The organism is Halorussus marinus (assembly GCF_004521895.1).
Lineage (GTDB): Archaea > Halobacteriota > Halobacteria > Halobacteriales > Haladaptataceae > Halorussus > Halorussus marinus.
Window position 1 is genome coordinate 82,752 of sequence record NZ_SBIR01000005.1, and the last position, 24,859, is coordinate 107,610.

The window sequence follows — 24,859 nt, forward strand, 5'->3', positions numbered from 1 at the left end:
TGGCGCGGGCGCCACCGTCCGCTGACCGACCGCGGGGATTTTTACCGTCCCGCCCGCCAGTTTCGGACATGTCCGACGTTCTGGAGAACAAACGCGCCGCCACCCGGTTTCGCATCCTCGCGGAGATCGCGGAGCGCCAGCCCGCGGTGAGTCAGGGCGAGATCGCCGAGGCGGTCGGCGTGACGAGTCAGGCGGTCAGCGAGTACATCCGCGCGCTGGTCGAGGACGGACTCGTCGAGAAGGAGGGTCGGTCGCGCTACAGCGTCACCAAGGAGGGCGTCGACTGGCTCCTCCAGGAGGCGACCGACGTGCGCCGGTACGCCGACCGGGTCACCGAAGACATCCTCGGGAGCGTCAGGGAGGAGGCCGCGATCGCGACCGACGACATCGAGGAGGGCCAGACGGTGACTCTCTCGCTTTCGGAGGGACTGCTCCACGCGAGTCCGGGCGAGACGGGGCCGGCGACCGGCGCCGCGACCACCGACGCCGAGGCCGGCGCGGACGTGGGGGTCACCGGCTTCGAAGGAATCATCGACTTCGAGCCCGGCACCGTGACCGTCTATCAGGTCCCGCCCGTCCGGTCGGGCGGAGCCGGGGCGACCGACGCCGACGCGCTGGCGGCCGCCTGCGAGTCGGCCGATCTGGTGGCGGCCACGGGCGTCGAGGCCGTCGTGGCGCTCGGACGCGCCGACCGTGAGCCCGCCACGACGTTCGCCGCCGGGGAGGTCGCGGCCGCGGCCGCCGACCGCGGGCTCGACGCGGTGGTGGTCGTCACCGCCGACGTCGTCGGTCGGGTCACCGACGCGCTCCGGGACGGCAACGTCACCTACGAGGTGTCGGATCTCAGCTGACTCGCTTCCGGGCGGTCGTGTACGCCTCCCGGACCCGCTGGAACCGCTCGCGGTCGCCGCCGTGGTCCGGGTGGACCTCCTTTACCTTCTCGCGGTAGGCCCGTTTCACCTCGGGAGCGCTCGCGCCCGGCGAGACGCCGAGCACCGCGAACGCCGCCTCACGCGGGTCGAGTCGGTCGTCGTCTTCGCCCGCCACCTCCGGGGTCTCGAACGGGAGTCGGTCGCCGAGGTGCATCCCGGGCATCTCGTGTTCGACGAGGACGGCGCGGGTCGGCGAGTGCTCTATCCGGAAGTACGCCCGGGCGTCGAAGGTGATCGCCACGTCGCGCTCCGGGAGGTAGAACGCGACGTGTTGGCCCTCGACGAAGTGGTCCTCGGCGAACGCCTCGCCGATGGTCGAGAGGTACTGGCGGATCTCGGTCCGACGCCGCCCCTCGCCGGTCGCGGTCGGGCGGGTCGGTTCGGTCGGATACAGTCGCGCTCCGGCCACGAAGATGCCGGCGATGAGCGCCCCGATAGCGCCGGACAGCCAGAGTCCGACGACCAGCCATTCGGGCAACACGGCCGTCGCTACGTCCTGTATCGTAAAGAATCTCTCGCAAATAGTTTCTACCCGGTACGTATAGAAATAATGGCAACATTAATGGTCGTAGCACTGGATGCACTCAACGGCACATGTCAGGTCGGCACTGTCGTACCGAACAATGACACTACGAGATGCAGACGCGGACAACGAGCGGACCCTCGACCCGAGCGAGATCCACAACGTCCTCCGTAACGACCGGCGACGACACGCGATTCAGCACCTCAGAGACGTCGACGAGACGCTGTCGGTCGACGCGCTGGCCGAGCACATCGCCGCGGTCGAGACCGGGGAGTCGCCGCCCCCCAGAGACGTCCGCAAGAGCGTCTACGTGTCACTTCACCAGACACACCTCCCGAAGCTAGACGAACTCGATATTGTCGACTACGATCAACGCGAGCAACTGCTCGAGCTCCGCGACCGGGTCGAGGAGGTGGAGGTGTACATGGAGGTCGTCCCCGAGGGCGACATCTCGTGGGCGACCTACTACCTCGGGGTGAGCGCGCTCGGGCTCGCGACGCTGTCGGCGGTCCAGTTCGACCTGGCGTTCGTCTCGTCGTTCACCACGACCTTCTGGGCGTGGTACTTCCTCGTGCTGGTAGGACTGTCTGCGAGTTACCACGCCTACACCGAGCGAAAGCGACGGGTCTTCGACTCGTAGGGGCGGCGAAAATCAGCCGATGTACCGGAGGTTCTCGTCGGTCGCCATCGCGTTCTGCTGGCTCTCCATCTCCTGGATCTTGTTCGCCACGTCCTCCATCTCGTCGGCTCGCTCCTCCAGGGCGTCGAACGCGATCTCGAAGCCGAGCACGTCTTCGAGCACTTCGAGGACCGCCTGTGCGCTCTTGGGGTCGACGAGGTAGCCGCTCGTCTCGCCCATCAGGCAGGCCGCCCGGAGCCCGCGGCGTTCGCCGAGCCCGAGCAACAGGCCGCTGGTCCCGACGATACCGCCGGCGGGCTCGTCCTCGCGGAACTCGACGCCGACCTCGCGGAGCTCCTCGACGAACTCGGCGTCGGTGGCGGCGCCCAGAACCGCGTACTCCTCGACGAGCTCGCCGGTCGGGACGCCCCCGAGCGCGTAGACGGCCTCGGCGTCGAACGACTCGGCCACGTCGAGAAAGGCGTCGGTGACCCGGTAGTGGCCCGCGTTGTCCCCGGCCTGCTGGTCGCCGGTCAGCACCAGCAGGTCCCGATCCGCGAGTTCGACCGCGTGGACCGTCGCGCAGACGAGGTCGGTCGTGCCGTCCTCGTTCATCCCGACCTGCGGCGGGAAGTGCTCGGAGTACACCCGGCGGACGACCTCGCTTTCTTTCTCTTCGAGGAGGTGTTCGGCCGCGAGCTTTCCGACGTGGCCCACGCCCGGGAGCCCCTCGACGAAGACGGGGTCCCGGAGCTGTGGGTCCGCGACGACCTCGATGTCGATCTCGTCCATGTGGCTTACTCGCGGGCGCGCTCCTTAAGTGCCCGTCGGTACTCGCCGTAGGGGTCCTCGGGGTTGAACGGCGCGGGCGCGGTGTTGACGGCGTCGGCTCCGCAGTCGGGACAGCTCGGAGAAAGGGTGTACCGCGGTCGGTCGTGTTCCTCGCGCCACGCCGAACAGACGCGGATGTCGGATTTCATCTACTCGTCGTCGGTCTGTCGCTCGCGGTGGAACGACGCGGTACCGCCCAGCGACTCGATCGCCGACTCCGCGCGGGCCGCGCTCTCTTCGAGTTGGGACTCGGCGGTCTTGTAGTTGGGCGCCCGCACCCGGATCCGGTACTCGGGCGCGCCGACGTACGTCACTTCGAGGTCGATCTCGCCGGGGATGTCGCCGTTCCCCTCGGCGGCCTGAAGCGCCTCTTTCACGTCGTCGACGCCGTCGCCGTCCGGGCTCTCGAGGTCGACGTACCCCGTGACCGTGACGTACGGCACCGAGACGTTCTCGCGGGCGGTCTCGACGATCCGGTCGCGCTCCTCGTCGGTGATGTCGACGTCGTCGAGTTCCTCGTGGCCGTGGATCGCGGCCTGCTCGAACCCGTCGTAGAGGCTCCCGAACGCCGCGATGAGTTCGTTGGCGACCGACGCGTACTTTTCGTCGGAGACGTCCTCGCCGAACGCCAGCGTCATCCAGTTGTCGGCCTTCTGCTCGTTTTTCCACTCCTGGATCTTCTCGGAGCGCTGGTGGTCGTTGACGTCTTTCAGCGAGAGGTCGATCTGCTGGGCGCTCTCGTCGACTTCCAGCACCTTGCAGACGACCGTCTGGCCCTCGTTGACGTGGTCGCGGATGTTCTTGATCCACCCGCTCGCGACCTCGCTGACGTGGATGAGCCCGCGCTTGTCCTCGTACTCGTCGAGGTCGACGAACACGCCGAAGTCCTCGATCTCGTCGATCTTGCCGACGACGAGTTCGCCGGGTTCGGGCCAGCCGCTGTATTTCATCGGGCCTGAACGGTCTCAGTCACTTCGCCTTCGATGTCGGCCTTCCCGCCGGTGGGTCGGGCGAGCGTCGCGCCACAGACCGCGCAGGCGACCTCGGTCGCGGCCTTGTCGAAGACGGTCTGTTCGTTGTCGCAGTCGGGACATTCGACGGTGTAGAAGTTGCCTGCCATTGTTACTCCTGAAGCTCCAGTCGGCCGGCGCGCCATCCCTCGCGGAGGTGGGCCTTGCCACACTCGCTGCACAGATACTTGAGGTCGGTCTTCTTGGTGGGCTTGTCGCCACCGGGCACCTTCGAGAACCGACCGCGGTTGCCGATACCCTTACTCCCCTCGCGTTGCTTGCGCTGGTCCCACTTCATGCCGGTCGAGCGACCCGTCCGGACCTTCTGGACCTCGTGTTCTTCGTGGGCTTTGCAGTGGGGGCAGTACGTATTGAAGCGTCGTGGCATCTGCATAGATATCTACCTTACCGCGAGTTTACGTCGCGGGGCTTAAAACCCGTTTGGTTCGCGACCGTCTCGGACCCCGGACTCAACGCCGGGTTCGCGACGAACGCGACGACACCGTACCCCCGAAAACGGTCGGCGCGCCCTACCAGTCGGAGCGCGAGGGGTAAAGCAGGTCGCTTAACTTACCGCGCCCGCTACGCCGGACCAAGAATGGAGTTCTGTGACGAGTGCGGTTCGATGATGAAAGCCGAGGACGAACTGTGGGTCTGTGGGAGCTGTGGCAACAAGACGCCGAAAGACCCCGAGGCCAACTACGTCGTGACCGAAGACCAAGAGATCAGCGAGGTCATCGAGTCCGGCGGCGAGAACAGCGCACTGCCGACCACCGAGGCCCACTGCCCGGAGTGTGGCCACGATCGCGCCCGGTGGTACATGCAACAGATCCGGGCGGCCGACGAGAGCGAGACGCGCTTTTTCATCTGCACCGAGTGCGAGCACAAGTGGCGCGAGGACGATAATTAGCGACGACCTTTTGCTGCGCTCGGGCCCCGAGCGGCGCTCGCTTGCAAACGCTCGATCAAAAACACGTCGTCACCCCCTTCGGGGGTTCCTCGGTCCGCTCGCTCCCTCCGGTCGCTCGCGGTGATTTCGGAGTGCGACGGTCGAAGATCAGCCGAGCGCGCGACCTTTAATTCGCGGGCCGAGCGACGCCTCACTCGACCGCGTTCGCGACCCGTCCTCGCCCCTCTTTCAGGACGTACTTGAGCACGTCCTCGCCCTCGGGGATGGTGTAGAGATCGCCGACCTCCTCGGGCGAGTGGGGGTCGGCGCCCGCCGCGACGCGCTCGATGCCCGAGACCAGCACGTCGTCGGAGACGTCGAACAGTCGGCGTCGGACCTCCGGCCACGTCCGGGCGTCGCGGATGTCGACCGGCTCGTAGGCCACCATCTCGCCCCCGTCGAGGGTCTCGGTGAGCCGCTGGAGCGTGACGCCCGCCGCGTCCTCGCCGTTGAGGAACTCCCAGAACCCGCAGGGTTGGCCGCGATATTCCCTGAGATCGCCGTGGTGGAAGCTCAACACGCCCCGGTCGGGCGCGTCGAGCGCGTCGCCTTTGAGGATGCCGAACGCGAACCGGACCGCCACGTCGGTGGCATCGAGCGCGTCGACGCCGGCCGGCGGCAACACGTTGCCGAAGTCCGACGCCGGCTCCGGGTCGCACTCGACGACCTCGGGATCGCCCAGCCCCGCGATCGAGGAGAGCGAGCGCGGCCGGAAGTGCTCGGGGAGCCTCCCGAGCCTGAGCGCGATGCTGACCGGCGCCCACGTCGGGTTCTCGCGGACCCGCCGGAGCGCGTCGGCGAGTCCGCGCTCGCCGGCGCCGGTCGAGTCGCGCTGGACGATCAGGTGCGTGACTGTCGCGTCCGTCCGGGCGAGCATCGCCTCGATCGCGCGCGCCTGCCACGCCGGAACGTCGAAGCCTCGAACCAACAGGCCGACCCGTAGCTGTGTGCCCGTCATGAAAGCGATAGGTGTCGAAAACGAGGGCCGCGACGGACTTTGTTATAGGCGGCCTACCGCGCGTTCGCCCGGCCTACGCCCGTGGGCTATCGGCGCGCGAACGTCAGGTAGCCGGTGTGGCCGACGCCGGCGGTCGAGGGTCGCGAGCCCCGGTCGTCGAAGTCCATCTCGCGCTGGATCGTCTCGAAGGTCCGGATCTCGCCGAGCCCCGCCTCGCGGGCGGCCTCGACGACCTCGCGGGTCTGCTCGACGAACGGCGAGTACACCGCGACGAAGCCGCCACGGACGAGCAGGTCGGGCGCCCGGGCCACGACCTCGTCGGCGTCGGCGGTGTCGAGGGTGAGCACGTCGAACCTCCCGAGGTCGTCGAGCCGGTCGAGAACGTCGCCCGCACGCACGTCGACCGAGTCGGCGACGTCCGCAAGCACCATGTTCTCGCGCGCGACCTCGGCGAACTCCGGGTCGCGCTCGAACGTCGTCACGTCGGCGCCCGCCCGGGCGAGGAACGCCGACAGCACGCCGGTCCCGGTGCCGGCGTCGAGCACGCGGTCCCCGTGTGCGACGCCCGTGTGGCCGACGACAAGCCCCACGTCGCGGGGCATCATCGGCGCGCCGGTGCGCTCGAAGTGGTTGAACAGGTCCGGGCCGCGGAGCTCGCGCACCTCGAAGGGTTCGCCGAGATGGGTCTCGAGCGTGTCGCCCGACTCGACGTCTTCGGGCACGTCGAGGACCCCGAGGTCGGTCTGGAGCTCCTCGCCCGGGTCCCGGAGGTACTCCCGGTCGCCGTGGACGAGCAGGACGGTCACTCTAGGCGCTCGACCGCGGCCGCGAGGTCGCCGTCGGTCGCCTCGAGCGCCTCGCGGGCGTCGTCCTGGCTCGCGCCCGTCCGTTGGGCGACGAGCTCGACGTCCGAGTCAGGAATGTCGCCCGACGCGGCGTCCGTCTCCTCGGCGTCGCCGGACTCGACTGCGCCGGCGCTCGCCTCGCGGGACTCGGGCTCGCCGACGACCTGGTAGGTCTCCTGTCCGCGGGCGTCCATCACGGTGATGTCCGGGTTCTCGAACACCAGCTCCTCGCCGTCGGACTTGCGGATGATTACCTCCTCGGCGTCCAGTTCGTCCACGTCGATGCCCATCTGCTTCATCATCTGCTGCATCTTGCGGGGGTCGAGCCCACCGCCGCCTCCTCCGAACATACTCGAACCGTCGGAAGCCGGGAGGATAAGCGTGTTGGACCGCGCCGGCGTCGGGCGACCGGAATGCCGGGTTCACTCGGCGTCGACCGCGCCCTCGCGGACCATCACGGCCATCCCGGTGTCGAAGTCGGCCATCGCGTCGGCCGACAGCTCCGCCCGGCCCACGCCGAGGAGGTCGCCGTCGGCCTCGTGGACGATCGCGACCTCGTCGCCGGGCCGGACGTCGGGATCGACCGCCGAGACGAACTTCGCGAAGACGTTCTTGCCCTCGCGGACGAACGGTTCGCTCTCGTCGCCGACGACGACCCGACCCGCGGGCGCCTCAAGGGCGTCGAGGAGCCGTCGGCCGCCGGCGAGACCCAGCGTGAATCGGCCGTCGGTGCCGTAGGTGACGATCCGGCCGTCGGTCGCGACGACCTGCTGGGGCCGCCCCGACGAGGAGCGTCGCACTTCGAGGTCGGCCTCGGCGGGAAACAGCGCGGCGCCTGCGCCCGCCCCGAACTGGTAGTCCGCGGTCGTCCGGAGCGAGGGGAGATCCTCGGTCGAACTCATTGGCCGCGAGTTCGGGGCGGGCCGCGAAAAGCCTTGGCTCTCGGCCGATCCGATTGTGTGTCGTTTGCTATCACACACCGGGACATGCCAGACCAATATAATGATTAATCACGCTCTCTCCCGGCGGTTACGGCGAGATTTATAATCGTGGAGCGATTACTCGCGGCTACAATGAAAGCGAACCTCGGCCTGGCGCTCGTCCTCGCGGCCGGCGCGATCGTCTTCGCGATCTCGACCACACAGACCACCACGACGTACCTGCTCTCGTCGGTCGCCGTCCTCCTGATGGCGGGCGGCGCGCTCCTCTCGGGCACCGCTGACGAGGACGGCCGCCCGGTTTAGAGCAGGAACGTCTCGGGCCGCTCGGACATGTCGATGAATGCGTCGGCGGCCGAAAGCAGTTCTTCGGACGTCGACTCGGCGAAGCTGGTCACTTCGGTCCGGACGCCCTCGTGGCGGAGGTGCGAGCAGAGCCGCGAGAAGTCGCCGTCGCCCGTACAGAGGATCACCGAATCGACGTGGTTGGCCAGCGTCACCGCGTCGAGGCTCATCCCCACGTCCCAGTCGGCCTTCTTCGACCCGTCGCCGAACGTCTTGAGTTCCTTGATCTTGGTCTCGAACCCGATGTCCTCGAGCGCCTCGAAGAACCGCTCTTCGTCCGGACTGTCGGCCTGAATCACGTAGGCGATCGCCCGGGTGAGCTCGCGGCCCTGCACGGACTTTTCGAGCAGCGCGGAGTAGTCGATGTTCCGACTGTAGACGCTCTGGGCCGTGTGATAGAGGTTCTGTGCGTCCGCGAGGACGGCGACCCGTTGATTCGGATGGATCTCGGTCATAGACACAGTTGGAACGCCCCGTAATAAAAAGGGTAAGCCCTCGACCGGGGTGGGGCGGCCCACGAGAGCGCCGCCCTTGCAACGGCTCGATCAAAAGCCTGCCTCACTCTCTCGGTCGCTTCGCTCGCAGTATCGTACCGAGTCAGTTCGAGCGTGTCGGGATCGAGGGTGTAGTAGCTCTCCCACGCCGGCGCGAGGCTGACGAAGCGAGTGTCCCCGCGAGTCGCCCGTCGCGGCCGGTCACGCCGAGGGGGTCTCGTGGCGGGTCAGTTCGAGCGTGTCGGGATCGAGGGTGTAGTAGCTCTCCCACGCGGGCGCGAGGCTGACGAGGCGGGTGTCTCCGCGGGTCCCCTCGGCGTGCTCGTGGTGGTGGCCGACGAGACAGAGGTCGGGGTCGAGTTCGTCGACCAGTTCGTCGATGTGGTTACAGCCGACCTCGTAGTCTTCGGTGACCGGCAGGCCGTGGGGCGCCTCGTGGAGCAAGAGCACGTCCACGTCGCCGAGCTGTTTTGCCTGTTCGACGTCGTCGCTCACGAAGTGGCGCCGGCGCTCGCCGAGGAGGTTCGGCCGCGGGCGTTCGTACTGGGTCGGGGCGTAGTTGCCCGAGAGCCCGCCGACCGTCACTCCCTCGACGTCCGCGGTCGAGCCCGCGAGCAGGGTGGCGTTGGTGACCCGTTCGCTGTCGACCCGGCCGTTCCGGAGCGCGTCGATGACGTCGAAGTCCTCGTTGTTGCCGGCGATGAAGTAGGTCGGAATCGGCAGGTCGTAGTAGAGCAGGTCGCCGAGTTGGAGGGCGACGTCCGCGTCGGCCGCCCGGTAGGCCGCAAAGAGCCCGCGCCGATTGTCGGGGTCGTCGGCGTGAGCGTCTCCGAGAACGAGCATCACGTTTCGTTGGTCCGGAGAGTTGATAAAACCCCGACTCTCCGGAGCCGTCGGTTCGCGGGTCAAAAGAGTTAAGTTCGGCGCGACCGCCGTGCCGGATATGGAATCCGTCGCCGCCGCGGCTGGCACGTTCGGCTCGCCAGCCGCCGGTGGGGCGGTCGAGTTCGTCGGGCTGACAGGCACAAAACGCCGGTACTAGCAGGTCCGCGGCGGCGTGGCGACCCGTCCCGGGCCACTCTCGTTCTCGCACCGCGCGCACACCGGCCCGACTCACCACGATGACACGACCCACAGATCCGTTCAGCGGGGTGTACCCCGCGATGACGACGCCCTTCGGCCCCGACGACAGCATCGACTTCGAACAGCTCCGAGCCGACGCTCGACGCCTCGAATCCGCCGGCGTCGACGGCCTCGTCCCGGTCGGCTCGACCGGCGAGAGCGCGACCCTCACCCACGACGAGCACGTCGAGGTGGTGGCGACCGTCGCCGACACCGTCGACGTGCCCGTCGTCGCGGGTGCGGGGAGCAACGCCACCCGCGAGGCGCTCGAGCTCGCCCGGCGGTCGGTCGACGCCGGCGCCGACGCGCTGTTGCTCATCTCGCCGTACTACAACAAGCCCGAGCCGGCGGGGATCGAGCGCCACTACCGAACGATCGCCGACGAGGTCGACGTCCCCCAGATCGTCTACAACGTCCCGTCCCGGACCGGCCGACCCGTCCCGATCGAGACCGTCGAGTCGCTGGCCGACCACGAGAACGTCGCGGGCTACAAGGCCGCGAGCGGCGACCTCGGGCGGATCGGCGAGGTGATCGAGCGCACCCGGGATCGGGCGTTCTCGGTCCTGTCTGGCGACGACTTCCTCACGCTCCCGACGCTGTCGCTCGGTGCGACCGGGACCATCAGCGTCGCCGCCAACGTCGAGCCCGAACGGGTCTCGGCGATGGTCGCGGCCGCCCGCGACGACGAGTTCGAGCGGGCGCGCCACCACCACGAGGCGCTCGCGCCGCTGTTCCGCGCGCTGTTCGCCGAGACCAACCCCATCCCGGTGAAGGAGGCGATGGAGATTCGGGGGTACGGCCCGGCCGCGGTGCGGTCGCCGCTGACCCGCCTCTCGGATCGTAATCGGGCAGAACTTGCGGGTATCCTCGGGGAATTAGAGGGCGAACCGAGTGAGGTACACCCATGAGTGTCGATGTCGCAGTCACGGGCGCGACCGGTCGGATGGGCCGGGCGGTGCTGGACGCCGCGAGCGCCCGCGAGGACGTGTCAGTCGCGTTCGCCGTCTCCCGCGATCCCGGCGACGGCCCGATCGCCGGGACCGCGCTCGACCCCGCCGACGATCTCCGCGAGTTGCTCGCCGATCGCTCGCCCGACGCGCTCGTCGATTTCACGGTCCCCGCGAGCAGTCTGGAGTACGTCGATTCGGCCGCCGACGCCGGCGTCGCGAGCGTGGTCGGAACCACCGGCTTCGACGCCGAGGGCGAGCGAGCGCTCCGAGTCGCGGCCGAGCGTGCCCCGGTCTTGCGAGCGTCGAACTTCGGGCGGGGCGTGCAGGTGCTACTGTCGGCGGTCGAGGCGGCGGTCGCCGGCCTGCCGGGCTACGACGCCGAAGTGACCGAGACCCACCACAACGCCAAGCGCGACGCCCCGAGCGGGACCGCGAACGCGATCGTGGACGCCATCGACGACGCCCGCGAGTCGGCCGCCCCCGCCGAGCGCGTCCACGGCCGGGAGGGCGAGGCCCCCCGCGAGGACGGCGAGATCGGGGTCCACGCCCGGCGTGCGGGGTCGGTCGACGGCGAGCACGAGGTCCTGCTCGCGGGCGACGGCGAGGAACTCCGGCTGACCCACCGCGCTGGAGACCGGGGCGTGTTCGCCGAGGGCGCGCTCGACGCCGCGGCGTGGGTCGCGGGCCGCGAGCCCGGCCGGTACGACTTCGCCGAGGTCGTGGAGGGGGACCGATGAGCCTCGATGCCGAGATCGGCGACCTCTGGGAGCGCTACGACGCGGGCGAGCTCTCGGCCGCGAGCGCGGGCCGGAGCGAGCGCGAGACCCTCAACGCGTTTCTGACCGCGCTCGAAACCGGCGAGGTCCGGGCCGCAGAGAAGTGCGGCGGCGACTGGGAGGCAAACGAGTGGGTCAAGCGTGGCATCCTGCTGAACTTCGGGCTCCGAGAGACCGAGGGCCGCGAGTACGGCGGCGTGACCCACCACGACGTGTTGCCCCTCCGGGCGACCGACGATCTCGCCGACCGGGGGACCCGCAACACCCCCGACGGCACCGTGATCCGGCGGGGCGCCTATCTGGGCGCCGACTGCATCATGATGAGCCCGAGTTTCGTCAACATCGGGGCGTCCGTCGGCGACGGTACGCTGATCGACTCCTGTGACACGGTCGGGTCCTGCGCCCAGATCGGCGCGGACGTGAAACTCGGCGCGAACACGCTGATCGGCGGCGTGCTCGAACCGGTCGAGAGCGCGCCGGTCGTGATCGAGGACGGCGTCTCGCTCGGCGCGGGCTGTCGGGTCACCTCCGGGTTCGTCGTCGGCGAGGACTCGGTCGTCGGGGAGAACACCTTACTGACCCCCCGAATCCCGGTGTACGACCTCGTCGAGGAGGAGGTGCTGTACGGCCGACTCCCGCCCGAGCGCCGGGCGTTCACCCGGTTCGTGGAGTCGTCGGTCGGGGACCACGACCTGTTCGACGGCGGAGCTTTCAAGCCGGCGGTCGTCGCAACGGACGTACAGGAAACCACGCTCGACGGCGTCGAGCGCGAGGAGGCGCTCAGGGAGTGACCATGGAACGTGACGATCCACCGGTACGACGGCTCGCCGACTGGTCGGCCGACCGGCTCGCGGAACTGGCCGACGAGCACGGGACCCCGCTCTACGTGCTCGATCTGGACCGCGTCCGGCGGAACTATCGCCGGATGGCGGCCGCGTTCCCCGACGCCGAGGTCCACTACGCCGCGAAGGCCAACACCGTCCGGCCGGCGCTCCGGGCGCTCGCCGAGGAGGGCGCGGGCGTCGAGTGCGCCTCGCCCGGCGAACTCCGGCGCGCGCTCGACGCCGGCGTGCCGGGCGAGCGCGTCCAGTACACCGCGGTGAACCCCCCGGACGCGGACCTCGACCGGGCGGTCGACCTCGCCGCCGAGAATCCGGGCGTCACGATCACGGCGGGCGCGCCCGACACCGTCGAACGGCTCGCCGAGCGCGGCTACGACGGCCGGCTCTGCGTTCGGGTGAACCCGGGCGTCGGGGCGGGCCACCACGAGAAGGTGGCGACCGGCGCCGACGCTAAGTTCGGCGTGCCCTACGACGACGTCCCCGAACTCGTCGCGTCGGCGCGCGCGGATTTCGACGTCGTGGGGCTCCACGCCCACGCCGGGAGCGGCATCTCGGGCGAGGACCTCTCGGCCCACCGCGAACTGGTGGCCCGGATGGGCGACCTCGCCCGCGAGGTCGGCGGACTGGAGTTCGTGGACGTCGGCGGGGGCTTCGGCGTGCCCTACCGCCCCGACGAGCAACCGCTCGACCTCGACTCGGTCGCGGCGGCGACCCGCGAGGCGCTCGGTGCGGTCGAGGCGACCCTCACGGTCGAGCCCGGCCGGTATCTCGTCGCCGACGCCGGGGTGTTGCTCACCGCGGTCAACACGGTCAAGGAGGCGCCGACCGCGACGGTCGTCGGCGTCGGCGCGGGGATGACGACCCTCGCCCGGCCCGCGATCTACGACGCTCACCACGCGATACGGAACCTCTCGGCCGCGGGCGCCGACCGCCCCGACCGGGCGGTCACGGTCGCCGGCCCGGTCTGTGAGAGCGCCGATACCTTCGGCGACCACGACCTCGCGGCCCCCGAGCGCGGCGACCTGCTCGCGATCGGTAACGCCGGCGCCTACGGCTACGAGATGGCGAGCCAGTACAACTCCCGTCCCCGCCCCGCCTCGGTCGTCCTCGACGGCGACTCGGCCCGGGTGGCGCGGCGACGCGAAACGATGGCGGACGTGACGAGGATGGAGACCAACAGATGAGCATCGCGTACCAGAAGTACCACGGCACCGGCAACGATTTCGTAATTGTAGACGCAGACGAGTACGTCCCCGACAGGGCGGCGTTCGCGCGGGCGGTCTGTGACCCCGCGTCGACGGAGGGCGTCGGGGCCGACGGCGTCCTCTTTCTGGCGCTGGAACCCCAGTTCTCGCCGCCCCGGGCGGTGATGACGCTGGTCCAGCCCGACGGCTCGACCGCCGCGATGTGTGGCAACGGGGCGCGGTGTGCCGCCAAGTGGGCGGCCGAGCGGACCGGTGCCGACCGGATCATGCTCGACACGCAGGCCGGCACTCGCCGGGCCGAGATCAGCGACGGCGCGGTCACCATCGAGATGGGCGAGCCCACCTTCGACCCCGCGGCGGTCCCGGCCGCCCGGGACGACCCGCTCGTCGCCGAGAAGATCGAAGGCCTCGAACTCACCGCGGTCAACACCGGGGTCCCCCACGCCGTGGCGTTCGTCGACGACGTGGACGCGGTCGACCTCGACGCGGTCGCGCCCGCGGTCCGACACGCCGACGTCTTCCCGGAGGGCGCGAACGTCAACCTCGCCGCGCCCCGGCCCGACGGCGGGTTCGACCAACGGACCTTCGAGCGCGGCGTCGAGGGCGAGACCCGCTCGTGCGGGACGGGCGCGGTCGCCATCGCGGTGGCGGCCCGACGCCTCGGCCGGACGACCGACCCCTCGGTCGCGGTCCACCCGCCGGGCGGCCGCCTCGACGTGACCTTCCGGGACGGCCGGGCGACCCTCACCGGCCCGACCGAGCGGGAGTTCGACGGCGAGGTCACCACGACCCCGGAGCCGCGCCGGGTGGGCGAGGCGTGAGCTTCGACCCCGTCGCGTTCCTCGAAGACGCCGTCCGGACGCCCTCACACGACGACGTGACCGAGATGCGCGACCTGCTGGTCGAGACCCTCGAAGCCGGCGGGGTCGTCCCCCGGGTCGACCAGGCGGGCAACACCCTCGCGGTCCGCGAGTCGGGCGAGTCCGGCCCGCACGTCGTCCTCAATACCCACATCGACACCGTCCCGCCCCACGTCGAGTACGCCCGGGACTCGGGCGACGTGATCCGGGGCCGGGGCGCCTGCGACGCGAAGGGCCCGCTTGCCGCCCTGCTCGCGGCCTTCCTCCGGACCGACCCCGAGCGCGGTCGGGTGACCCTCGCGGTCACGCCAGACGAGGAGACCGAGACCGCGGGCGCCCGCGCGCTCTCGTTCGATCCCGACCCGGACGCGTTCGTGGTCGGCGAACCGACCGAACTCGACGTCTGCACCGCCGCGAAGGGCCGATTTCAGGCGACCGTCGAGGTCGCGGGCGCGAGCGCCCACGCCGCCGAGCCCGAATCGGGGGTCAACGCCGTGCGGGTGGCCGGCGACCTGCTCTCGTCGTTCGACGACTTCGGCGACCGCGAGGGGACGCCCGATCCCACCGAACTGCTCGGGGCGCCCACGCTGACGCCGACGACCGTCGAGGGGGGCTCGGCCGCGAATCAGGTCCCGGCGACGTGTTCGGTCGTGGTCGACCGCCGGAGCGTCCCGCCCGAGACCCCCGAGGGGTTCCGGGCGGCGCTGGAGGCACACCTCCGCGAGCGCGCGCCCGACGGCGCGGGCGTCGACGTGTCGCTTCCGGAGTGGAAGATGCCGTTTCTGGAGGCGTTCGAGACGCCCGCCGACGCCGAGATCGTACGCGCGCTCGCCGCGGCCAGCGGCGGGGCGGTCCGGCCGTTCGGCGCGGCGACCGAGGCCGCCTACTTCGCCGACCGGGCGCCGACCGTGGTGTTCGGACCGGGCGCGCTGGCCGACGACGAGGGCGCGGTCGCCCACGCGCCCCGCGAGTACGTCCGCGCGAGCGAGGTCGAGCGAGCGGCCGAGGCGGTCGAGACGGCGCTCTCGTCGCTGGTCGGCTGAGGACCGGCGGGACTTATTAGCCGTCGACACTCCCATCCGGACATGGCGGCCGACTCGACGACGCTCTCGAAGGGGTTCGGCGCCGCGGCGCTACTCGTCGGGGTGGCGGTCGCCGGCGCCGCGACCACCGGGACGCTGGCGACGGTCGGCCCGTACCTGCTCGGGGTCTCCGTGCTCATCGGGTCGCTGTTCGCGCTCGACCGCTGGCTCGGGTGAGCTACCGGTCGGCGGCGTCGAGCGCGTCGACCATGTCGCTCGCGACGCCCGTGTAACCGGCGGGCGTCAGCGCGAGCAGTTGCTCGCGGGTGTCCTCGTCGACGGCTAACTCCTCGAACAGCTCGCGGAAGTCCTCCAGCGTCACGCGCCGGCCGCGGGTCAGCGCTTTGACGCGCTCGTAGGCGTCGTCGTGGCCCTCGCGCCGGAGGATGGTCTGGACGGCCTCGCCGATGACCTCGGGGGTGGCTCCGAGCTCCTCGGCCATCACCTGCTCGTTGGGGACCACCTTCGAGAGGCCGTCCCGGAGCTTGAGATACCCCAGCAGGCAGTAGGCGAACGCCGCGCCGACGTTCCGCTTGACCGTCGAGTCCGAGAGGTCCCGCTGGAGGCGCGACTCGGTCACGTAGTCGCCCAGAAAGACCAGATCCGAGTTGGCCTTCGAGAGGTTGCCCTCGCTGTTCTCGAAGTCGATCGGGTTGACCTTGTGGGGCATCGTCGACGAGCCGGTCTCGCCCGCGGCGGCCTCCTGGCCGAGGTAACGGTCGCTGACGTAGCGCCACGCGTCCCGATCGAGGTCGAGCAGGACGTTGTTCGCGCCCCGAAGGGCGTCGAACAGCGTCGCCAGATCGTCGCAGGGGTTGACCTGCGTGGTCAGCGGCGCCTGCTCGAAGCCCAGTCCGGCGACGAACTCCCGGGCGAAGCCGGGCCAGTCGACGTCGGGGTAGGCGGCGACGTGGGCGGCGTAGGTGCCCGACGCGCCCGCGAGCTTGCCCTCTAGCTCCTCGGTGGCGGCCTTCACGCGGCCGATCGCTCGCCCGAGCCGCGAGGCGAACACCGCCATCTCCTTGCCGAACGTCGTCGGCGTGGCGGGCTGGCCGTGGGTCCGGGCGAGCATCGGCACGTCGCGGTGCTCGCGGGCGAAGTCCGCGAGCGCGTCCCGGACCGCGTGGAGTTGTGGCACGAGCACGTCGTCGGCCGCGCCCCGGACGAGCAGGCGGTGAGCGAGGTTGTTCACGTCCTCGCTCGTGAGCCCGAAGTGGATCCACGAGGCGGCCTCGGACCCCTCGGGGAGGTGCTCGCGCACGAAGTACTCGACGGCCTTCACGTCGTGGTTGGTCGCGGCGTAGTCGCCGTACCCCTCGGTCTCGATCCGCTTGATCAGCCCGGCGTCGGCCTCGTCGAACCCCTCGTAGAGGGCCCGGAGGTCCGATCGGTCCGCGGCGTCGAGTTCGAGCGGGGTCGCGTCGAGGTCCGCCAGCGCGAGGAGGTACTCGACCTCGACCCGGACGCGGGCCCGCATCAGCGCGGCCTCGCTGGCGTACTCGCGGAGGGGTTCGGTTCGACCGGCGTACCGGCCGTCGAGCGGCGAAACGGCGTACAGGGAGTTCATGACAGTGAGTGGCCGTGCGCGGGCAAAAAGCGTATCGGTCGCAGAACGCACGCTCGTGCACAGTAGTCGGGATGGAAGGCGACAAATGGGCCATTGATATACACGTTAATGTATATTAGTCGGTTCGCAACCGCAAATTCTTTTGCCGCGGCGGGCGCTCGTTCGGGTATGACACGAATCGCGGGACTGGCCGGGAATCGCGGTCGCAACCTCCTCCGACTCGACGACCTCGCGCCCGGCGGGGCCGAGATCGGCGTCGTGGTGACCACCGACGCGGACGCGCCCGTGCTGGCCGACGCCGACGAGCGCGACATCCCGACCGAGGTCGTGGAACCCCGCGACGACGAGTCGCGCCGGGACCACGAGCGCCGCGTCCTCGACGCGCTCGACGGCCACGGCGCGGACCTGATCTGTCTCGACGGCTACATGCGCATCCTCTCGGACACCTTCCTCGATGCGGCGCCGACGACGCTGAACGTCCACCCCTCGCTGCTCCCGTCGTTCCCCGGGACCGACGCGTGGGGCGACGCGCTCGACGCCGGGGTCTCCGTGACGGGGTGTACCGTCCACGTCGTCACCGACGCGACCGACGACGAGGGGAACGTCGTCGAGTCCGAGGTCGACGCCGGTCCGATCGTGACCCAGGAGCCGGTTCCGATCTACGACGGCGACGACCGCGAGTCGCTCAAAGACCGGGTCCTCTCCGAGGGCGAGTTCAAGGCCTACCCGCGCGCCGTGAAGTGGTTCGCCGAGGGTCGCGCGACCGTCGACGAGGCGGCGGGCGAGGTCCGAGTCGAGGGCGACGCCGGCGGGCAGTTCCCCGCCCGGCGAGTCGAAACCGCCGACCGCGCGGCCGAGTTGCGATACGGCGAGAATCCCCATCAGGACGCCGCGCTGTACGCCGACGCGACCTGCGAGGAGGCCAGCGTCGTCGACGCCCCCCAGCGCAACGAGGGCGCCAAGGGCATGGGGTACAACAACTACAACGACGCCGACGCCGCCCTGAACCTCGTCAAGGAGTTCGACCGGCCGGCCGCCGCGGTCATCAAACACACCAACCCCGCGGGGTGTGCCACCGCCGAGACGCTCGCCGACGCCTACGACTGCGCGCTCGCGACCGACCCCAAGAGCGCGTTCGGCGGCATCGTCGCGCTGAACCGCACCTGCGATCGGGCCACCGCCGAGCTGGTCGTCGACTCGTTCAAGGAGGTCGTGGTCGCGCCCGGGTACGACGACGACGCCCGAGCGGTCCTCTTCGAGAAGGACAACCTCCGAGTGCTCGACGTCTCCGCGAGCGGCGCGGGCGGGACCGACGGCGAACTGGGCGACGTCACCGAGCCGACCACCGAGAAGGACCTCGTCGGGGGTCGACTCGTCCAGGAGCGCGACCTGCAGGCGCCGACCCGGGACGACCTCGACGTCGTCACCGACCGCGAGCCGACCGACGACCAGTACGAGAGCCTGCTGTTCGCGTGGCAGACCATCAAGCACGTCAAGTCCAACGCGATCGTGTTCGCCGACGGCACCGAGACGGTCGGCGTGGGCGCGGGACAGGTCAGCCGCGTCGACGCCGTCGAGATCGCGAAGATGAAGGCCGACAGCGACGCCGAGGGCAAGTCCGCCGAGGGCGCGGTGATGGCGAGCGACGCCTTCTTCCCGTTCCCGGACGCCATCGAGGCCGCCGCCGAGGCGGGCATCGAGGCCGTGATCCAGCCGGGCGGGTCGGTCAACGACGACGACGTGATCGAGGCCGCGAACGAACGCGACATGGCGATGGTGTTCACCGGGACGCGGTGTTTCAGACACGACTGAACCGCCCCGCTGTGACCGGTCACGCGACGGTCCCGGTCGGGGCGCTCGACGCCTCGCGAACGGGATCGATCGACTCGCGGCCGACGGAGTCTCGACGGCTTCCGGGCGGCGGGCGGCGATCGCACGAACGGACTCAAGTACGCGCCGCCCCAAACGACGGTGATGGCTATGGATCGACGGGTCTCGCTCCTCCTCGGGGCCTTTGCCCTCTCGCTGTTCGCGATCGCCGGCCTCGCGGCGTTCGGCCTGCTGGCGGTCGCCTCGGCGCTCGCGGGAGCGACCGGCACCGCGCCGCTGGTGTTCGTCGCGCTCGACGCCGCCGCGCCGTACCTCCTCGCGGCCGGGTTCGTCGGCGTGCTCTCGTTCCTGTTGTTGATCGGGACTTCGGTCGCGGCCGTCCGACGGGCGTCGCTCCCCCGTGACGAGCGACTCGCCCGGGTGGCCCGCGGGGTCGAGCGCGTCTCCGGGGACGCCCGCGAGTACGGGCTCGCCGACCGGTTCGAGCCCACCACCGAGGACCGGATCGAGGCGCTCAAACGCGAGTACGTCGACGGCGAGATCACCGAACTCGAATACGAGCGCCGGCTCCGGGAACTGCTGGAAGACGAGACGATGAGCGAGGATCGAATCGACCGCGAGCTCCGCGAACTCGAACGGGAGTTCGAGCGGTAGCCCGAGCGCCGTTCCGGGTTCGCATCGAGTCGTCGTCCCGCGAGCGACGAGCGAAGTCGTCGAACGCCATCGCCTTTCGCGATGAGAAGAGAGCGTCGCTGTCTCGGACCACGAGGAGCGAGCGGACCAAGCGACGACCGGAGTGAGCGAAGCGAACGTCGGAGCGAGCGCCGCGTCTGCGTGAGCGGAGCGAACGCAGGCTCGGGAGAGCTTCGCTCTCCCGGTGGTTTTCATCGACGTTTTGCACGGGCGGCGCGCTCGCGGGCCGCCCGCTGGAAACGGTCGTAGGTCGAGTTCCGACACGCCTAAGCGAACGGCGTGAGTCCACGCAGGTATGAACTACCACGAGGCGGCGAACTTCCTGTTCGACGTGCGTCGCTTCCGTCCCAAGCCGGGGACGGAGTCGACGGCCGACCTCCTCTCGCACCTCGGGGACCCCCACGAGGGCGTCGACTACGTGCAGGTCGCGGGGTCGAACGGGAAGGGCTCGACCGCCCGGATGACCGAGCGCGTCCTCCGGGAGGCGGGCCTCGACGTGGGGCTGTACACCTCCCCGCACTTCGACGACGTGCGCGAGCGCGTCCGGGTGAACGGCCGAAAGGTCCGGAAGGCGGCGGTCGAGACGTACGTCGAGTCGATCAGAGAGTACGTCGAGGACCGGGCGGCCGACGGCGACGCGCCGACGTTCTTCGAGGTGCTGACCGGGCTGGCGCTGTGGCACTTCGGACGCGAGGACGTCGACGTCGCGGTGCTGGAGGTCGGGATCGGCGGGAAATACGACGCCACCAGCGTCGTCGACCCCGTCGCGAGCGCGGTCACGAGCGTCACCCTCGAACACACGGGCATCATCGGCGAGACTATCGAGGAGATCGCCCACGACAAGGCCCACGTCGCGCCCGCCGACGCGCCGCTGGTGACCGCCACCGACGGCGAGGCCTTCGACGCGGTCCGGATGCAGGCCGGCGACGTGGTCCGGGTCGGGCCCGACGCCGAGGCCGACGTGCGGGCAAGCTACGAGGGCCGGACCAACCACACCGAGGCGGAGGTCGCGCTCGCCGGCCCGGACTGGTCGGTCGAGACCCCGATCCCGCTGTTGGGCGAGTATCAGGCCCGGAACGCGGGCGTCGCCGCCGCGCTCGCCAGACAGGTCGGAGACGTGACCGAGACCGAGCTGGCCCGCGGGCTCCGGAAGGCCGACTGGCCCGGCCGGTTCGAGGTGATGGGTCGGGACCCGATCGTGGTGCTCGACGGCGCGCACAACCCCGGGGCCTGCGAGGCGCTGGCCGACACCGTCGCGGAGTTCGACGGCGAGTACGACGATCTGCACCTCGTGTTCGGCGCGATGCACGACAAGGACCTCCGGGCGATGGCCGAGGCGCTCCCGACGCCCGACCGGGCGGTCGCGTGCCGGCCCAACCTCGACCGGGCCGAAGAGGAGGCGGTCGTCGGTCGGGTGTTCGAGGCGGCGGGCGCCGGCGAGGTCCTGACCCGGAGCGCGGTCGAGGGCGCGCTGGAGAACGCGCTGTCGGCGGCCGGCGACGACGACATGGTGCTGGTCGCCGGCTCGCTGTTCGCGGTCGCGGAGGCCCGCTCGCGGTGGACCCGCGCCGAGATCCCCAAGCACGTCCGGGACATCGACGACGCCCGCGAGACCCTCGAAGACGCCCACGTCACCGACCCCGGCGTCTGGCGGATGCGCGGGAAAGCGGTCCACCGCGTGCTCAAGACCCGGGTGCAGGAGCGACAGGCCCGCTACCTCAAAGAGGAGATGCTGAGCCTCGGCGGGGAGTGTGCCATCTCGGGGCTCAACGAACAGAGCGACCAGAACGTCGACGTCGTGTTGATGGGGACGCTCGCGCAGTTCAAGCGACTCGCCGGGAAGCTCGACGGCCAGCCGTACGGCCTGTCGGTGTTCGCCGACGACCTCCGGGCGGCGCTCGACATCCAGACCGAGTCCGACGATCCGGACTACCCGTGGGCGGACGGCACCGCCGTGATGGGCGTCCTGAACGTCACGCCCGACAGCTTCCACGACGGCGGCGAGTACGACCGGGTCGAGGACGCGGTCGCCCGCGCCGAGGAGATGGTCGCGGCGGGCGTCGACATCGTCGACGTGGGCGGAGAGTCGACTCGACCGGGCGCCGACGAGGTCCCGGTCGAGACCGAGATCGACCGCGTGGTGCCCGTGATCGAGCGCATCGCCGACCTCGACGCCGCGATCTCGATCGACACCCGGAAGGCGGCGGTCGCCGAGGCCGCCCTCGAGGCCGGCGCCGACATCCTGAACGACGTCTCCGGGCTCGAAGACCCCGAGATGCGGTTCGTGGCGGCGGACCACGACGCGGCGCTGATCGTGATGCACAGCATCGACGCGCCGGTGGTTCCCGGCCGTGACGTCGACTACGACGACGTGGTCGAAGACGTGATCGACGAACTCGAAGAGCGCGTCCTGCTCGCCGAGAAGGCGGGGCTCGACCGCGAGCAGATCGTCGTCGACCCCGGACTGGGCTTCGGGAAGGCCGCCGCCGAGAGCTTCGAACTCCTCGGGCGGACCGACGAGTTTCACGCCCTGGAGTGTCCGGTGCTGATCGGCCACTCGCACAAGTCGATGTTCGACCTCGTCGACGCGGGCGAGGACAAGACCGCGGCGACGGTGGCCGGGACCGCGATCGCGGCCGAGCGCGGCGCCGACATCGTCCGGGTCCACGACGTCGAGGAGAACGTCGCGGCGGTGCGGGCGGTCGCGGCGGCCGACGACCCCGAACGGTTCGAGGAGTAAACGGTCCCACACTTTCTTGAGGGTAGTCGTGGTCTCCTGACGGAGACGCATGGAGTCCGAATGGGTGTCGGTGGCCGTCCTCGCCGCCGGACTCGCGCTCCTCCTCAATCCGCTGGTCCCCGGCGTCCACCTCGGCTCGGATGCGGTGTACGAGTACAGCGCGGTCTCGGTCGAGTACGAGAGCGGAACGGGGCTGGAACTCCGCGGCGTGGACGACGGCGCCGAAAAGGAACCGCTCCCGGTGGACGACGAAATCGCCTGCGAGGCCCACTGGAATCGGTGGACGTGCGGTGTGTTTGGCGCCGTCCAGCGGAACGGACCCGTCCCCGGAGGCGCCAGCGCGGGCGTCGACTTCCACGCGGAGTTCAGGCTCGTCGCCCTCGGCGACCGATTCTTCCGCCCGACGACCGTCGACCGCGCCGGCGAGGCGCAGTTGGCGCTCGAACCGGTGACCGACTCCGATCCGCTTCGAATGGTGGCGACGAGCGATCTCCGGCCCCGCGAACGGAGGGCCGTCGAGTCGGGACGGATCGTGACCTATCGGCTGTTGGCCCGGACGAATCAGTTACTCCAGTTCGACGGCGGGTACTACTTCGTGCACCGAACGGGCCACAAGGAGTACGGCGGCGAGAGAACCCACTGCGTCGCGTCGGGCGGCGATTTCTGTAGCGACGCCGACTGGAAGCGACGGACCGACTCGACGGTGACGCTCGGCTCGCGACTGGCGGGACTCCTGTTGACGTTTCGGGGCTGGGAGCGAATCCGAAGCTGACGGGCCGACAGTCGGCTCACAGCGCGACGATCAGGAGCGCGACCAGCGCGAGGACCACCAGCACGCCGCCGGCCACCGCGGCGGGCTCGACCCAGCTCAGCCGCTCGCCGGCCTCGTCGTAGGCGGCGAGGTACTTGTCGAGGACCGCGCTCTCGTCGAACTCGGTGAAGTTCTCGTTGTAGGTCATCGGCTCCATCTCGGCGGCCGCGACCAGCGCGTCGGTGAGCTCTTGCTCGCTGGTCGTCCGGAACGCCCGGTCTTCCTGCTCGACGAGCTCGTGGGCGCTCGAATCGACGTGGTACTCGACGACGCCCGCACAGCCGCAAGCCAGCGCCCGGAGCAGGTCGGTCGGGAACGACTCCCGGCGGGCGGTCTGTGCGTAGACGTGGGCGCCCTTGAACGCCGCGAGCCGGTTTTCGAGCGGCTGGTCGCCCGCGAACGACACCCGGTCTTCGATCCGGAGGTCCCGGACCTGTCGCTCGTAGACGTCCCGTTCGGGCCCGTCGCCGATCACGACCGCCGACCAGTCTCGGTCCCGGAGCTCCGCGAGCGCGAGCAGGAGGCTCTCCAGGTTGGCGTCCTCGTCGAGCCGTCGGGAGTAGACCACGTCGGCGACTTCGCGGGGCTCGGCCGCCCGGATCTCGTCGAGGTCGATCGCGTTCGGAACCACCCGGACGGCCTCGCCGTCGGCGCCCAACTCGCGGATCCGCGTCCGGACCGTCTCGGACGGCGCCAACACGAGTTCGGGGAGCCGGGCCGCGAGCCGCCACAGCGGGTCCTCGCTGTCGCCGGGGTCGGGCGAGTCGTACCAGTCGACCACCACTGGCGCGCGGACGGCGACGCCCGCGGCCTTCGCCGCGAGGACGTGGCCGGGGCTGGCGGGCGACACCTGAATCACGTCGGGGTCGGCCGCCCGGAGCGCGGCCGGGAGCGAGACGGCGAATCGTCGGGCGTCGCGGGCGGGGCGGTCGGTGACAGCGCGATAGGTCACGCCGCGCTGTTCGAAGGTCTCGTGGTCGCCGTCCCACCACTTCGCACAGCAGACGACCGCGTCGTGGCCGCGCTCGACCAGCGCCTCGGCGGTGCGTCGGGTCCGCCGAGTCGCCCCGGTCTCCCGGTGGTGGGCCGTCGTCTCCGAGACGAACGCGACGCGCATACGAAGCGCCACGAAGCGCCCGATTAAAAACCCAACCCTTCGGGACAGTCAGTCGTCGAGTTCGAGGATGAAGTCCGGCGCGGCGCCGTCGGCGCGTCGGCGCCAGCGCCGCAGGTCGTAGGTGTGGCCGATGGCGATCGCACCGAACCCGGCGGTGACGAACAGCGCGACCTCGACGGCCGACACCATCGCGAACGGCGCCACCCCCTGCCAGACGGAGGCCAACACCAGCAGGCTCAGCACCGCGAGCGAGAGATAGACCCGGTGCCACGGCACCGACGTGTGCGGGTCGCTCGCGAGCTGGAGGTCGAGGCGGGCCGCGTGGTCGGGGGTGGTCACGAGACTCCGGTCGGCGTCGTAGTGGACCACGCCGGCCGCCTGAAGCTTCGGGAGGTGAGTCTGGTGGAGCGCGCTGTACACCGACTTGCGCTCGCTTGGCGACACGTCGCCGACGGTGGTGTCGTTCTCCCACGCCGCGACCTGTTCGGCCAGTTCGCCGAGTTCGACCGGGCTCCCGTATCGCTGGAGGTAGTAGACGACGTATCGCCGCCGGAGGTTCTTGACGGCGTCGAACACCTCGTCCCGGGAGGGAGAGGCCCCGTCGGCGTCCGTGCCGGACAGACGAGCGTCGCTTCGAGCGCGGCGCGTAGTTCCAGAGTCCATACGAATCTCGGCAGAAACGGAAGTTAGAAGACCTCATAAACCGATTCGACCGTTTAGGACTCCCCGAGACTGTTCAAAAACGTAACATCAAATTGCGTCGGCTCGCGTCGGTAGAAACTCGGCGTTCTCCACCGGTTTCCGGTCGGCGTCGCGTCGG

30 protein-coding genes are annotated in these 24,859 nt (G+C 70.2%); 15 read left to right on the forward strand and 15 right to left on the reverse strand.

Going from position 1 to position 24,859, the window contains the following annotated elements:
- Nucleotides 1-68: 68 nt before the first annotated feature.
- Nucleotides 69-851 carry a DUF7839 domain-containing protein gene (locus EPL04_RS07735; protein ID WP_134670758.1) on the forward strand — a complete coding sequence of 261 codons (783 nt, stop codon included), beginning with the start codon at nt 69-71 and terminating at the stop codon, nt 849-851.
- Here the strand turns inward: EPL04_RS07735 and EPL04_RS07740 are convergent.
- On the reverse strand, nt 844-1,410 hold the full coding sequence (locus EPL04_RS07740) for a J domain-containing protein (protein ID WP_134670959.1): 567 nt from the start codon (nt 1,408-1,410) through the stop codon (nt 844-846). The genes EPL04_RS07735 and EPL04_RS07740 overlap by 8 nt on opposite strands.
- 145 nt (nt 1,411-1,555) lie before the next feature.
- Here EPL04_RS07740 and EPL04_RS07745 point away from each other — a divergent pair, with 145 nt between their 5' ends.
- Nucleotides 1,556-2,095 (forward strand): DUF7344 domain-containing protein, encoded by a 540-nt coding sequence (locus EPL04_RS07745; protein ID WP_134670759.1) that lies wholly within the window; start codon nt 1,556-1,558, stop codon nt 2,093-2,095.
- Nucleotides 2,096-2,107: 12 nt separating this feature from the next.
- Here EPL04_RS07745 and EPL04_RS07750 read toward each other — a convergent pair whose 3' ends face one another.
- From EPL04_RS07750 to EPL04_RS07770, 5 genes are read right to left on the reverse strand one after another with little or no spacing between them, the layout of a single operon-like run.
- The gene (locus EPL04_RS07750) at nt 2,108-2,866 is read right to left on the reverse strand and encodes a proteasome assembly chaperone family protein (protein ID WP_134670760.1); all 759 of its coding nucleotides are present in this window, start codon (nt 2,864-2,866) and stop codon (nt 2,108-2,110) included.
- Between the two features lie 5 nt (nt 2,867-2,871).
- Nucleotides 2,872-3,054 (reverse strand): RNA-protein complex protein Nop10, encoded by a 183-nt coding sequence (locus EPL04_RS07755; protein ID WP_134670761.1) that lies wholly within the window; start codon nt 3,052-3,054, stop codon nt 2,872-2,874.
- Nucleotides 3,055-3,855, reverse strand: coding sequence for a translation initiation factor IF-2 subunit alpha (locus EPL04_RS07760; RefSeq protein ID WP_134670762.1), 801 nt, complete (start codon nt 3,853-3,855; stop codon nt 3,055-3,057). It abuts the gene before it with no gap.
- Nucleotides 3,852-4,025: a 30S ribosomal protein S27e gene (locus tag EPL04_RS07765; protein WP_134670763.1), complete on the reverse strand. Its 174-nt coding sequence runs from the start codon at nt 4,023-4,025 to the stop codon at nt 3,852-3,854. The genes EPL04_RS07760 and EPL04_RS07765 overlap by 4 nt, the downstream gene beginning before the upstream one ends.
- A gap of 2 nt (nt 4,026-4,027) precedes the next feature.
- On the reverse strand, nt 4,028-4,309 hold the full coding sequence (locus tag EPL04_RS07770) for a 50S ribosomal protein L44e (protein ID WP_134670764.1): 282 nt from the start codon (nt 4,307-4,309) through the stop codon (nt 4,028-4,030).
- A 204-nt stretch (nt 4,310-4,513) separates the two neighbouring features.
- Here EPL04_RS07770 and EPL04_RS07775 point away from each other — a divergent pair, with 204 nt between their 5' ends.
- The gene (locus tag EPL04_RS07775; protein WP_134670765.1) at nt 4,514-4,825 is read left to right on the forward strand and encodes a transcription factor S; all 312 of its coding nucleotides are present in this window, start codon (nt 4,514-4,516) and stop codon (nt 4,823-4,825) included.
- A gap of 190 nt (nt 4,826-5,015) precedes the next feature.
- On the opposite strand, the gene EPL04_RS07780 is transcribed toward EPL04_RS07775, so the two are convergent.
- The 4 genes from EPL04_RS07780 to EPL04_RS07795 all read right to left on the reverse strand — a co-directional run bounded on the left by EPL04_RS07780 (nt 5,016) and on the right by EPL04_RS07795 (nt 7,569).
- Nucleotides 5,016-5,822: a formyltransferase family protein gene (locus tag EPL04_RS07780; protein ID WP_134670766.1), complete on the reverse strand. Its 807-nt coding sequence runs from the start codon at nt 5,820-5,822 to the stop codon at nt 5,016-5,018.
- An 86-nt stretch (nt 5,823-5,908) separates the two neighbouring features.
- Nucleotides 5,909-6,628, reverse strand: coding sequence for a tRNA (adenine-N1)-methyltransferase (locus tag EPL04_RS07785; protein ID WP_134670767.1), 720 nt, complete (start codon nt 6,626-6,628; stop codon nt 5,909-5,911).
- Complete coding sequence (locus EPL04_RS07790) at nt 6,625-7,017, reverse strand: nascent polypeptide-associated complex protein (RefSeq protein ID WP_134670768.1); 393 nt, start codon at nt 7,015-7,017, stop codon at nt 6,625-6,627. Before EPL04_RS07790 ends, EPL04_RS07785 begins: the two co-directional genes overlap by 4 nt.
- Before the next feature lie 72 nt (nt 7,018-7,089).
- Nucleotides 7,090-7,569 carry a PUA domain-containing protein gene (locus EPL04_RS07795; protein ID WP_134670769.1) on the reverse strand — a complete coding sequence of 160 codons (480 nt, stop codon included), beginning with the start codon at nt 7,567-7,569 and terminating at the stop codon, nt 7,090-7,092.
- Between the two features lie 171 nt (nt 7,570-7,740).
- On the opposite strand from EPL04_RS07795, the gene EPL04_RS18705 reads away from it, so the two are divergent.
- Nucleotides 7,741-7,911 (forward strand): hypothetical protein, encoded by a 171-nt coding sequence (locus tag EPL04_RS18705; protein ID WP_167599437.1) that lies wholly within the window; start codon nt 7,741-7,743, stop codon nt 7,909-7,911.
- On the opposite strand, the gene EPL04_RS07800 is transcribed toward EPL04_RS18705, so the two are convergent.
- The gene (locus tag EPL04_RS07800; protein ID WP_134670770.1) at nt 7,908-8,405 is read right to left on the reverse strand and encodes a LabA-like NYN domain-containing protein; all 498 of its coding nucleotides are present in this window, start codon (nt 8,403-8,405) and stop codon (nt 7,908-7,910) included. The two genes, EPL04_RS18705 and EPL04_RS07800, sit on opposite strands and share 4 nt — an antisense overlap.
- A 240-nt stretch (nt 8,406-8,645) precedes the next feature.
- Nucleotides 8,646-9,314, reverse strand: coding sequence for a metallophosphoesterase family protein (locus EPL04_RS07810; protein WP_368276174.1), 669 nt, complete (start codon nt 9,312-9,314; stop codon nt 8,646-8,648).
- A gap of 251 nt (nt 9,315-9,565) precedes the next feature.
- Between EPL04_RS07810 and dapA the strand changes: the two genes are divergently transcribed.
- Genes dapA through EPL04_RS18710 form a run of 7 tightly spaced genes read left to right on the forward strand, consistent with a single transcriptional unit; the run spans nt 9,566 to nt 15,458 of the window.
- Nucleotides 9,566-10,474, forward strand: coding sequence for a 4-hydroxy-tetrahydrodipicolinate synthase (gene dapA, locus EPL04_RS07815; RefSeq protein ID WP_134670772.1), 909 nt, complete (start codon nt 9,566-9,568; stop codon nt 10,472-10,474).
- Complete coding sequence (gene dapB / locus EPL04_RS07820; protein WP_134670773.1) at nt 10,471-11,253, forward strand: 4-hydroxy-tetrahydrodipicolinate reductase; 783 nt, start codon at nt 10,471-10,473, stop codon at nt 11,251-11,253. The genes dapA and dapB overlap by 4 nt, the downstream gene beginning before the upstream one ends.
- Nucleotides 11,250-12,083: a 2,3,4,5-tetrahydropyridine-2,6-dicarboxylate N-succinyltransferase gene (locus EPL04_RS07825; protein WP_134670774.1), complete on the forward strand. Its 834-nt coding sequence runs from the start codon at nt 11,250-11,252 to the stop codon at nt 12,081-12,083. The genes dapB and EPL04_RS07825 overlap by 4 nt, the downstream gene beginning before the upstream one ends.
- A gap of 2 nt (nt 12,084-12,085) precedes the next feature.
- A complete protein-coding gene (gene lysA, locus EPL04_RS07830) occupies nt 12,086-13,318 on the forward strand; it encodes a diaminopimelate decarboxylase (RefSeq protein WP_134670775.1) in 1,233 nt (410 codons plus the stop codon).
- Nucleotides 13,315-14,160: a diaminopimelate epimerase gene (gene dapF / locus EPL04_RS07835; protein ID WP_134670776.1), complete on the forward strand. Its 846-nt coding sequence runs from the start codon at nt 13,315-13,317 to the stop codon at nt 14,158-14,160. Before lysA ends, dapF begins: the two co-directional genes overlap by 4 nt.
- Nucleotides 14,157-15,242 carry a M20/M25/M40 family metallo-hydrolase gene (locus EPL04_RS07840; RefSeq protein ID WP_134670777.1) on the forward strand — a complete coding sequence of 362 codons (1,086 nt, stop codon included), beginning with the start codon at nt 14,157-14,159 and terminating at the stop codon, nt 15,240-15,242. The genes dapF and EPL04_RS07840 overlap by 4 nt, the downstream gene beginning before the upstream one ends.
- Nucleotides 15,243-15,284: 42 nt before the next feature.
- Nucleotides 15,285-15,458: a hypothetical protein gene (locus EPL04_RS18710; protein ID WP_167599438.1), complete on the forward strand. Its 174-nt coding sequence runs from the start codon at nt 15,285-15,287 to the stop codon at nt 15,456-15,458.
- Between the two features lies 1 nt (nt 15,459).
- On the opposite strand, the gene purB is transcribed toward EPL04_RS18710, so the two are convergent.
- On the reverse strand, nt 15,460-16,848 hold the full coding sequence (gene purB, locus EPL04_RS07845; RefSeq protein ID WP_134670778.1) for an adenylosuccinate lyase: 1,389 nt from the start codon (nt 16,846-16,848) through the stop codon (nt 15,460-15,462).
- Between the two features lie 168 nt (nt 16,849-17,016).
- Here purB and EPL04_RS07850 point away from each other — a divergent pair, with 168 nt between their 5' ends.
- The 4 genes from EPL04_RS07850 to EPL04_RS07865 all read left to right on the forward strand — a co-directional run bounded on the left by EPL04_RS07850 (nt 17,017) and on the right by EPL04_RS07865 (nt 22,883).
- The gene (locus EPL04_RS07850; protein ID WP_134670779.1) at nt 17,017-18,660 is read left to right on the forward strand and encodes a formyltransferase family protein; all 1,644 of its coding nucleotides are present in this window, start codon (nt 17,017-17,019) and stop codon (nt 18,658-18,660) included.
- A gap of 162 nt (nt 18,661-18,822) precedes the next feature.
- On the forward strand, nt 18,823-19,332 hold the full coding sequence (locus EPL04_RS07855; RefSeq protein ID WP_167599439.1) for an SHOCT domain-containing protein: 510 nt from the start codon (nt 18,823-18,825) through the stop codon (nt 19,330-19,332).
- A gap of 334 nt (nt 19,333-19,666) precedes the next feature.
- Nucleotides 19,667-22,111 carry a dihydropteroate synthase gene (folP, locus tag EPL04_RS07860; RefSeq protein WP_134670781.1) on the forward strand — a complete coding sequence of 815 codons (2,445 nt, stop codon included), beginning with the start codon at nt 19,667-19,669 and terminating at the stop codon, nt 22,109-22,111.
- A gap of 49 nt (nt 22,112-22,160) precedes the next feature.
- Complete coding sequence (locus EPL04_RS07865) at nt 22,161-22,883, forward strand: hypothetical protein (RefSeq protein ID WP_134670782.1); 723 nt, start codon at nt 22,161-22,163, stop codon at nt 22,881-22,883.
- 16 nt (nt 22,884-22,899) lie between these two features.
- Here the strand turns inward: EPL04_RS07865 and EPL04_RS07870 are convergent, their stop codons facing one another.
- Both EPL04_RS07870 and EPL04_RS07875 read right to left on the reverse strand, forming a co-directional pair.
- Entirely contained in the window at nt 22,900-24,039 is a 1,140-nt protein-coding gene (locus EPL04_RS07870; RefSeq protein ID WP_134670783.1) for a glycosyltransferase, read from the reverse strand.
- Nucleotides 24,040-24,087: 48 nt separating this feature from the next.
- Nucleotides 24,088-24,702, reverse strand: coding sequence for a DUF7344 domain-containing protein (locus EPL04_RS07875; protein ID WP_134670784.1), 615 nt, complete (start codon nt 24,700-24,702; stop codon nt 24,088-24,090).
- Between the last annotated feature and the right edge of the window lie 157 nt (nt 24,703-24,859).

Coding starts and splice junctions, on each gene's coding strand:
- EPL04_RS07750 (WP_134670760.1), bottom strand. CDS start 2,866: ATGGACGAGATCGACATCGAGGTCGTCGCGGACCCACAGCTCCGGGAC.
- EPL04_RS07755 (WP_134670761.1), bottom strand. CDS start 3,054: ATGAAATCCGACATCCGCGTCTGTTCGGCGTGGCGCGAGGAACACGAC.
- EPL04_RS07855 (WP_167599439.1), top strand. CDS start 18,823: ATGGCTATGGATCGACGGGTCTCGCTCCTCCTCGGGGCCTTTGCCCTC.
- EPL04_RS07825 (WP_134670774.1), top strand. CDS start 11,250: ATGAGCCTCGATGCCGAGATCGGCGACCTCTGGGAGCGCTACGACGCG.
- folP (WP_134670781.1), top strand. CDS start 19,667: ATGAACTACCACGAGGCGGCGAACTTCCTGTTCGACGTGCGTCGCTTC.
- EPL04_RS07760 (WP_134670762.1), bottom strand. CDS start 3,855: ATGAAATACAGCGGCTGGCCCGAACCCGGCGAACTCGTCGTCGGCAAG.
- EPL04_RS07865 (WP_134670782.1), top strand. CDS start 22,161: ATGGAGTCCGAATGGGTGTCGGTGGCCGTCCTCGCCGCCGGACTCGCG.
- dapB (WP_134670773.1), top strand. CDS start 10,471: ATGAGTGTCGATGTCGCAGTCACGGGCGCGACCGGTCGGATGGGCCGG.
- EPL04_RS07850 (WP_134670779.1), top strand. CDS start 17,017: ATGACACGAATCGCGGGACTGGCCGGGAATCGCGGTCGCAACCTCCTC.
- EPL04_RS07780 (WP_134670766.1), bottom strand. CDS start 5,822: ATGACGGGCACACAGCTACGGGTCGGCCTGTTGGTTCGAGGCTTCGAC.
- EPL04_RS07765 (WP_134670763.1), bottom strand. CDS start 4,025: ATGGCAGGCAACTTCTACACCGTCGAATGTCCCGACTGCGACAACGAA.
- EPL04_RS18705 (WP_167599437.1), top strand. CDS start 7,741: ATGAAAGCGAACCTCGGCCTGGCGCTCGTCCTCGCGGCCGGCGCGATC.
- dapF (WP_134670776.1), top strand. CDS start 13,315: ATGAGCATCGCGTACCAGAAGTACCACGGCACCGGCAACGATTTCGTA.
- EPL04_RS07870 (WP_134670783.1), bottom strand. CDS start 24,039: ATGCGCGTCGCGTTCGTCTCGGAGACGACGGCCCACCACCGGGAGACC.
- EPL04_RS07775 (WP_134670765.1), top strand. CDS start 4,514: ATGGAGTTCTGTGACGAGTGCGGTTCGATGATGAAAGCCGAGGACGAA.
- EPL04_RS07735 (WP_134670758.1), top strand. CDS start 69: ATGTCCGACGTTCTGGAGAACAAACGCGCCGCCACCCGGTTTCGCATC.
- EPL04_RS07795 (WP_134670769.1), bottom strand. CDS start 7,569: ATGAGTTCGACCGAGGATCTCCCCTCGCTCCGGACGACCGCGGACTAC.
- purB (WP_134670778.1), bottom strand. CDS start 16,848: ATGAACTCCCTGTACGCCGTTTCGCCGCTCGACGGCCGGTACGCCGGT.
- lysA (WP_134670775.1), top strand. CDS start 12,086: ATGGAACGTGACGATCCACCGGTACGACGGCTCGCCGACTGGTCGGCC.
- EPL04_RS18710 (WP_167599438.1), top strand. CDS start 15,285: ATGGCGGCCGACTCGACGACGCTCTCGAAGGGGTTCGGCGCCGCGGCG.
- EPL04_RS07745 (WP_134670759.1), top strand. CDS start 1,556: ATGACACTACGAGATGCAGACGCGGACAACGAGCGGACCCTCGACCCG.
- EPL04_RS07800 (WP_134670770.1), bottom strand. CDS start 8,405: ATGACCGAGATCCATCCGAATCAACGGGTCGCCGTCCTCGCGGACGCA.
- EPL04_RS07790 (WP_134670768.1), bottom strand. CDS start 7,017: ATGTTCGGAGGAGGCGGCGGTGGGCTCGACCCCCGCAAGATGCAGCAG.
- EPL04_RS07875 (WP_134670784.1), bottom strand. CDS start 24,702: ATGGACTCTGGAACTACGCGCCGCGCTCGAAGCGACGCTCGTCTGTCC.
- EPL04_RS07770 (WP_134670764.1), bottom strand. CDS start 4,309: ATGCAGATGCCACGACGCTTCAATACGTACTGCCCCCACTGCAAAGCC.
- dapA (WP_134670772.1), top strand. CDS start 9,566: ATGACACGACCCACAGATCCGTTCAGCGGGGTGTACCCCGCGATGACG.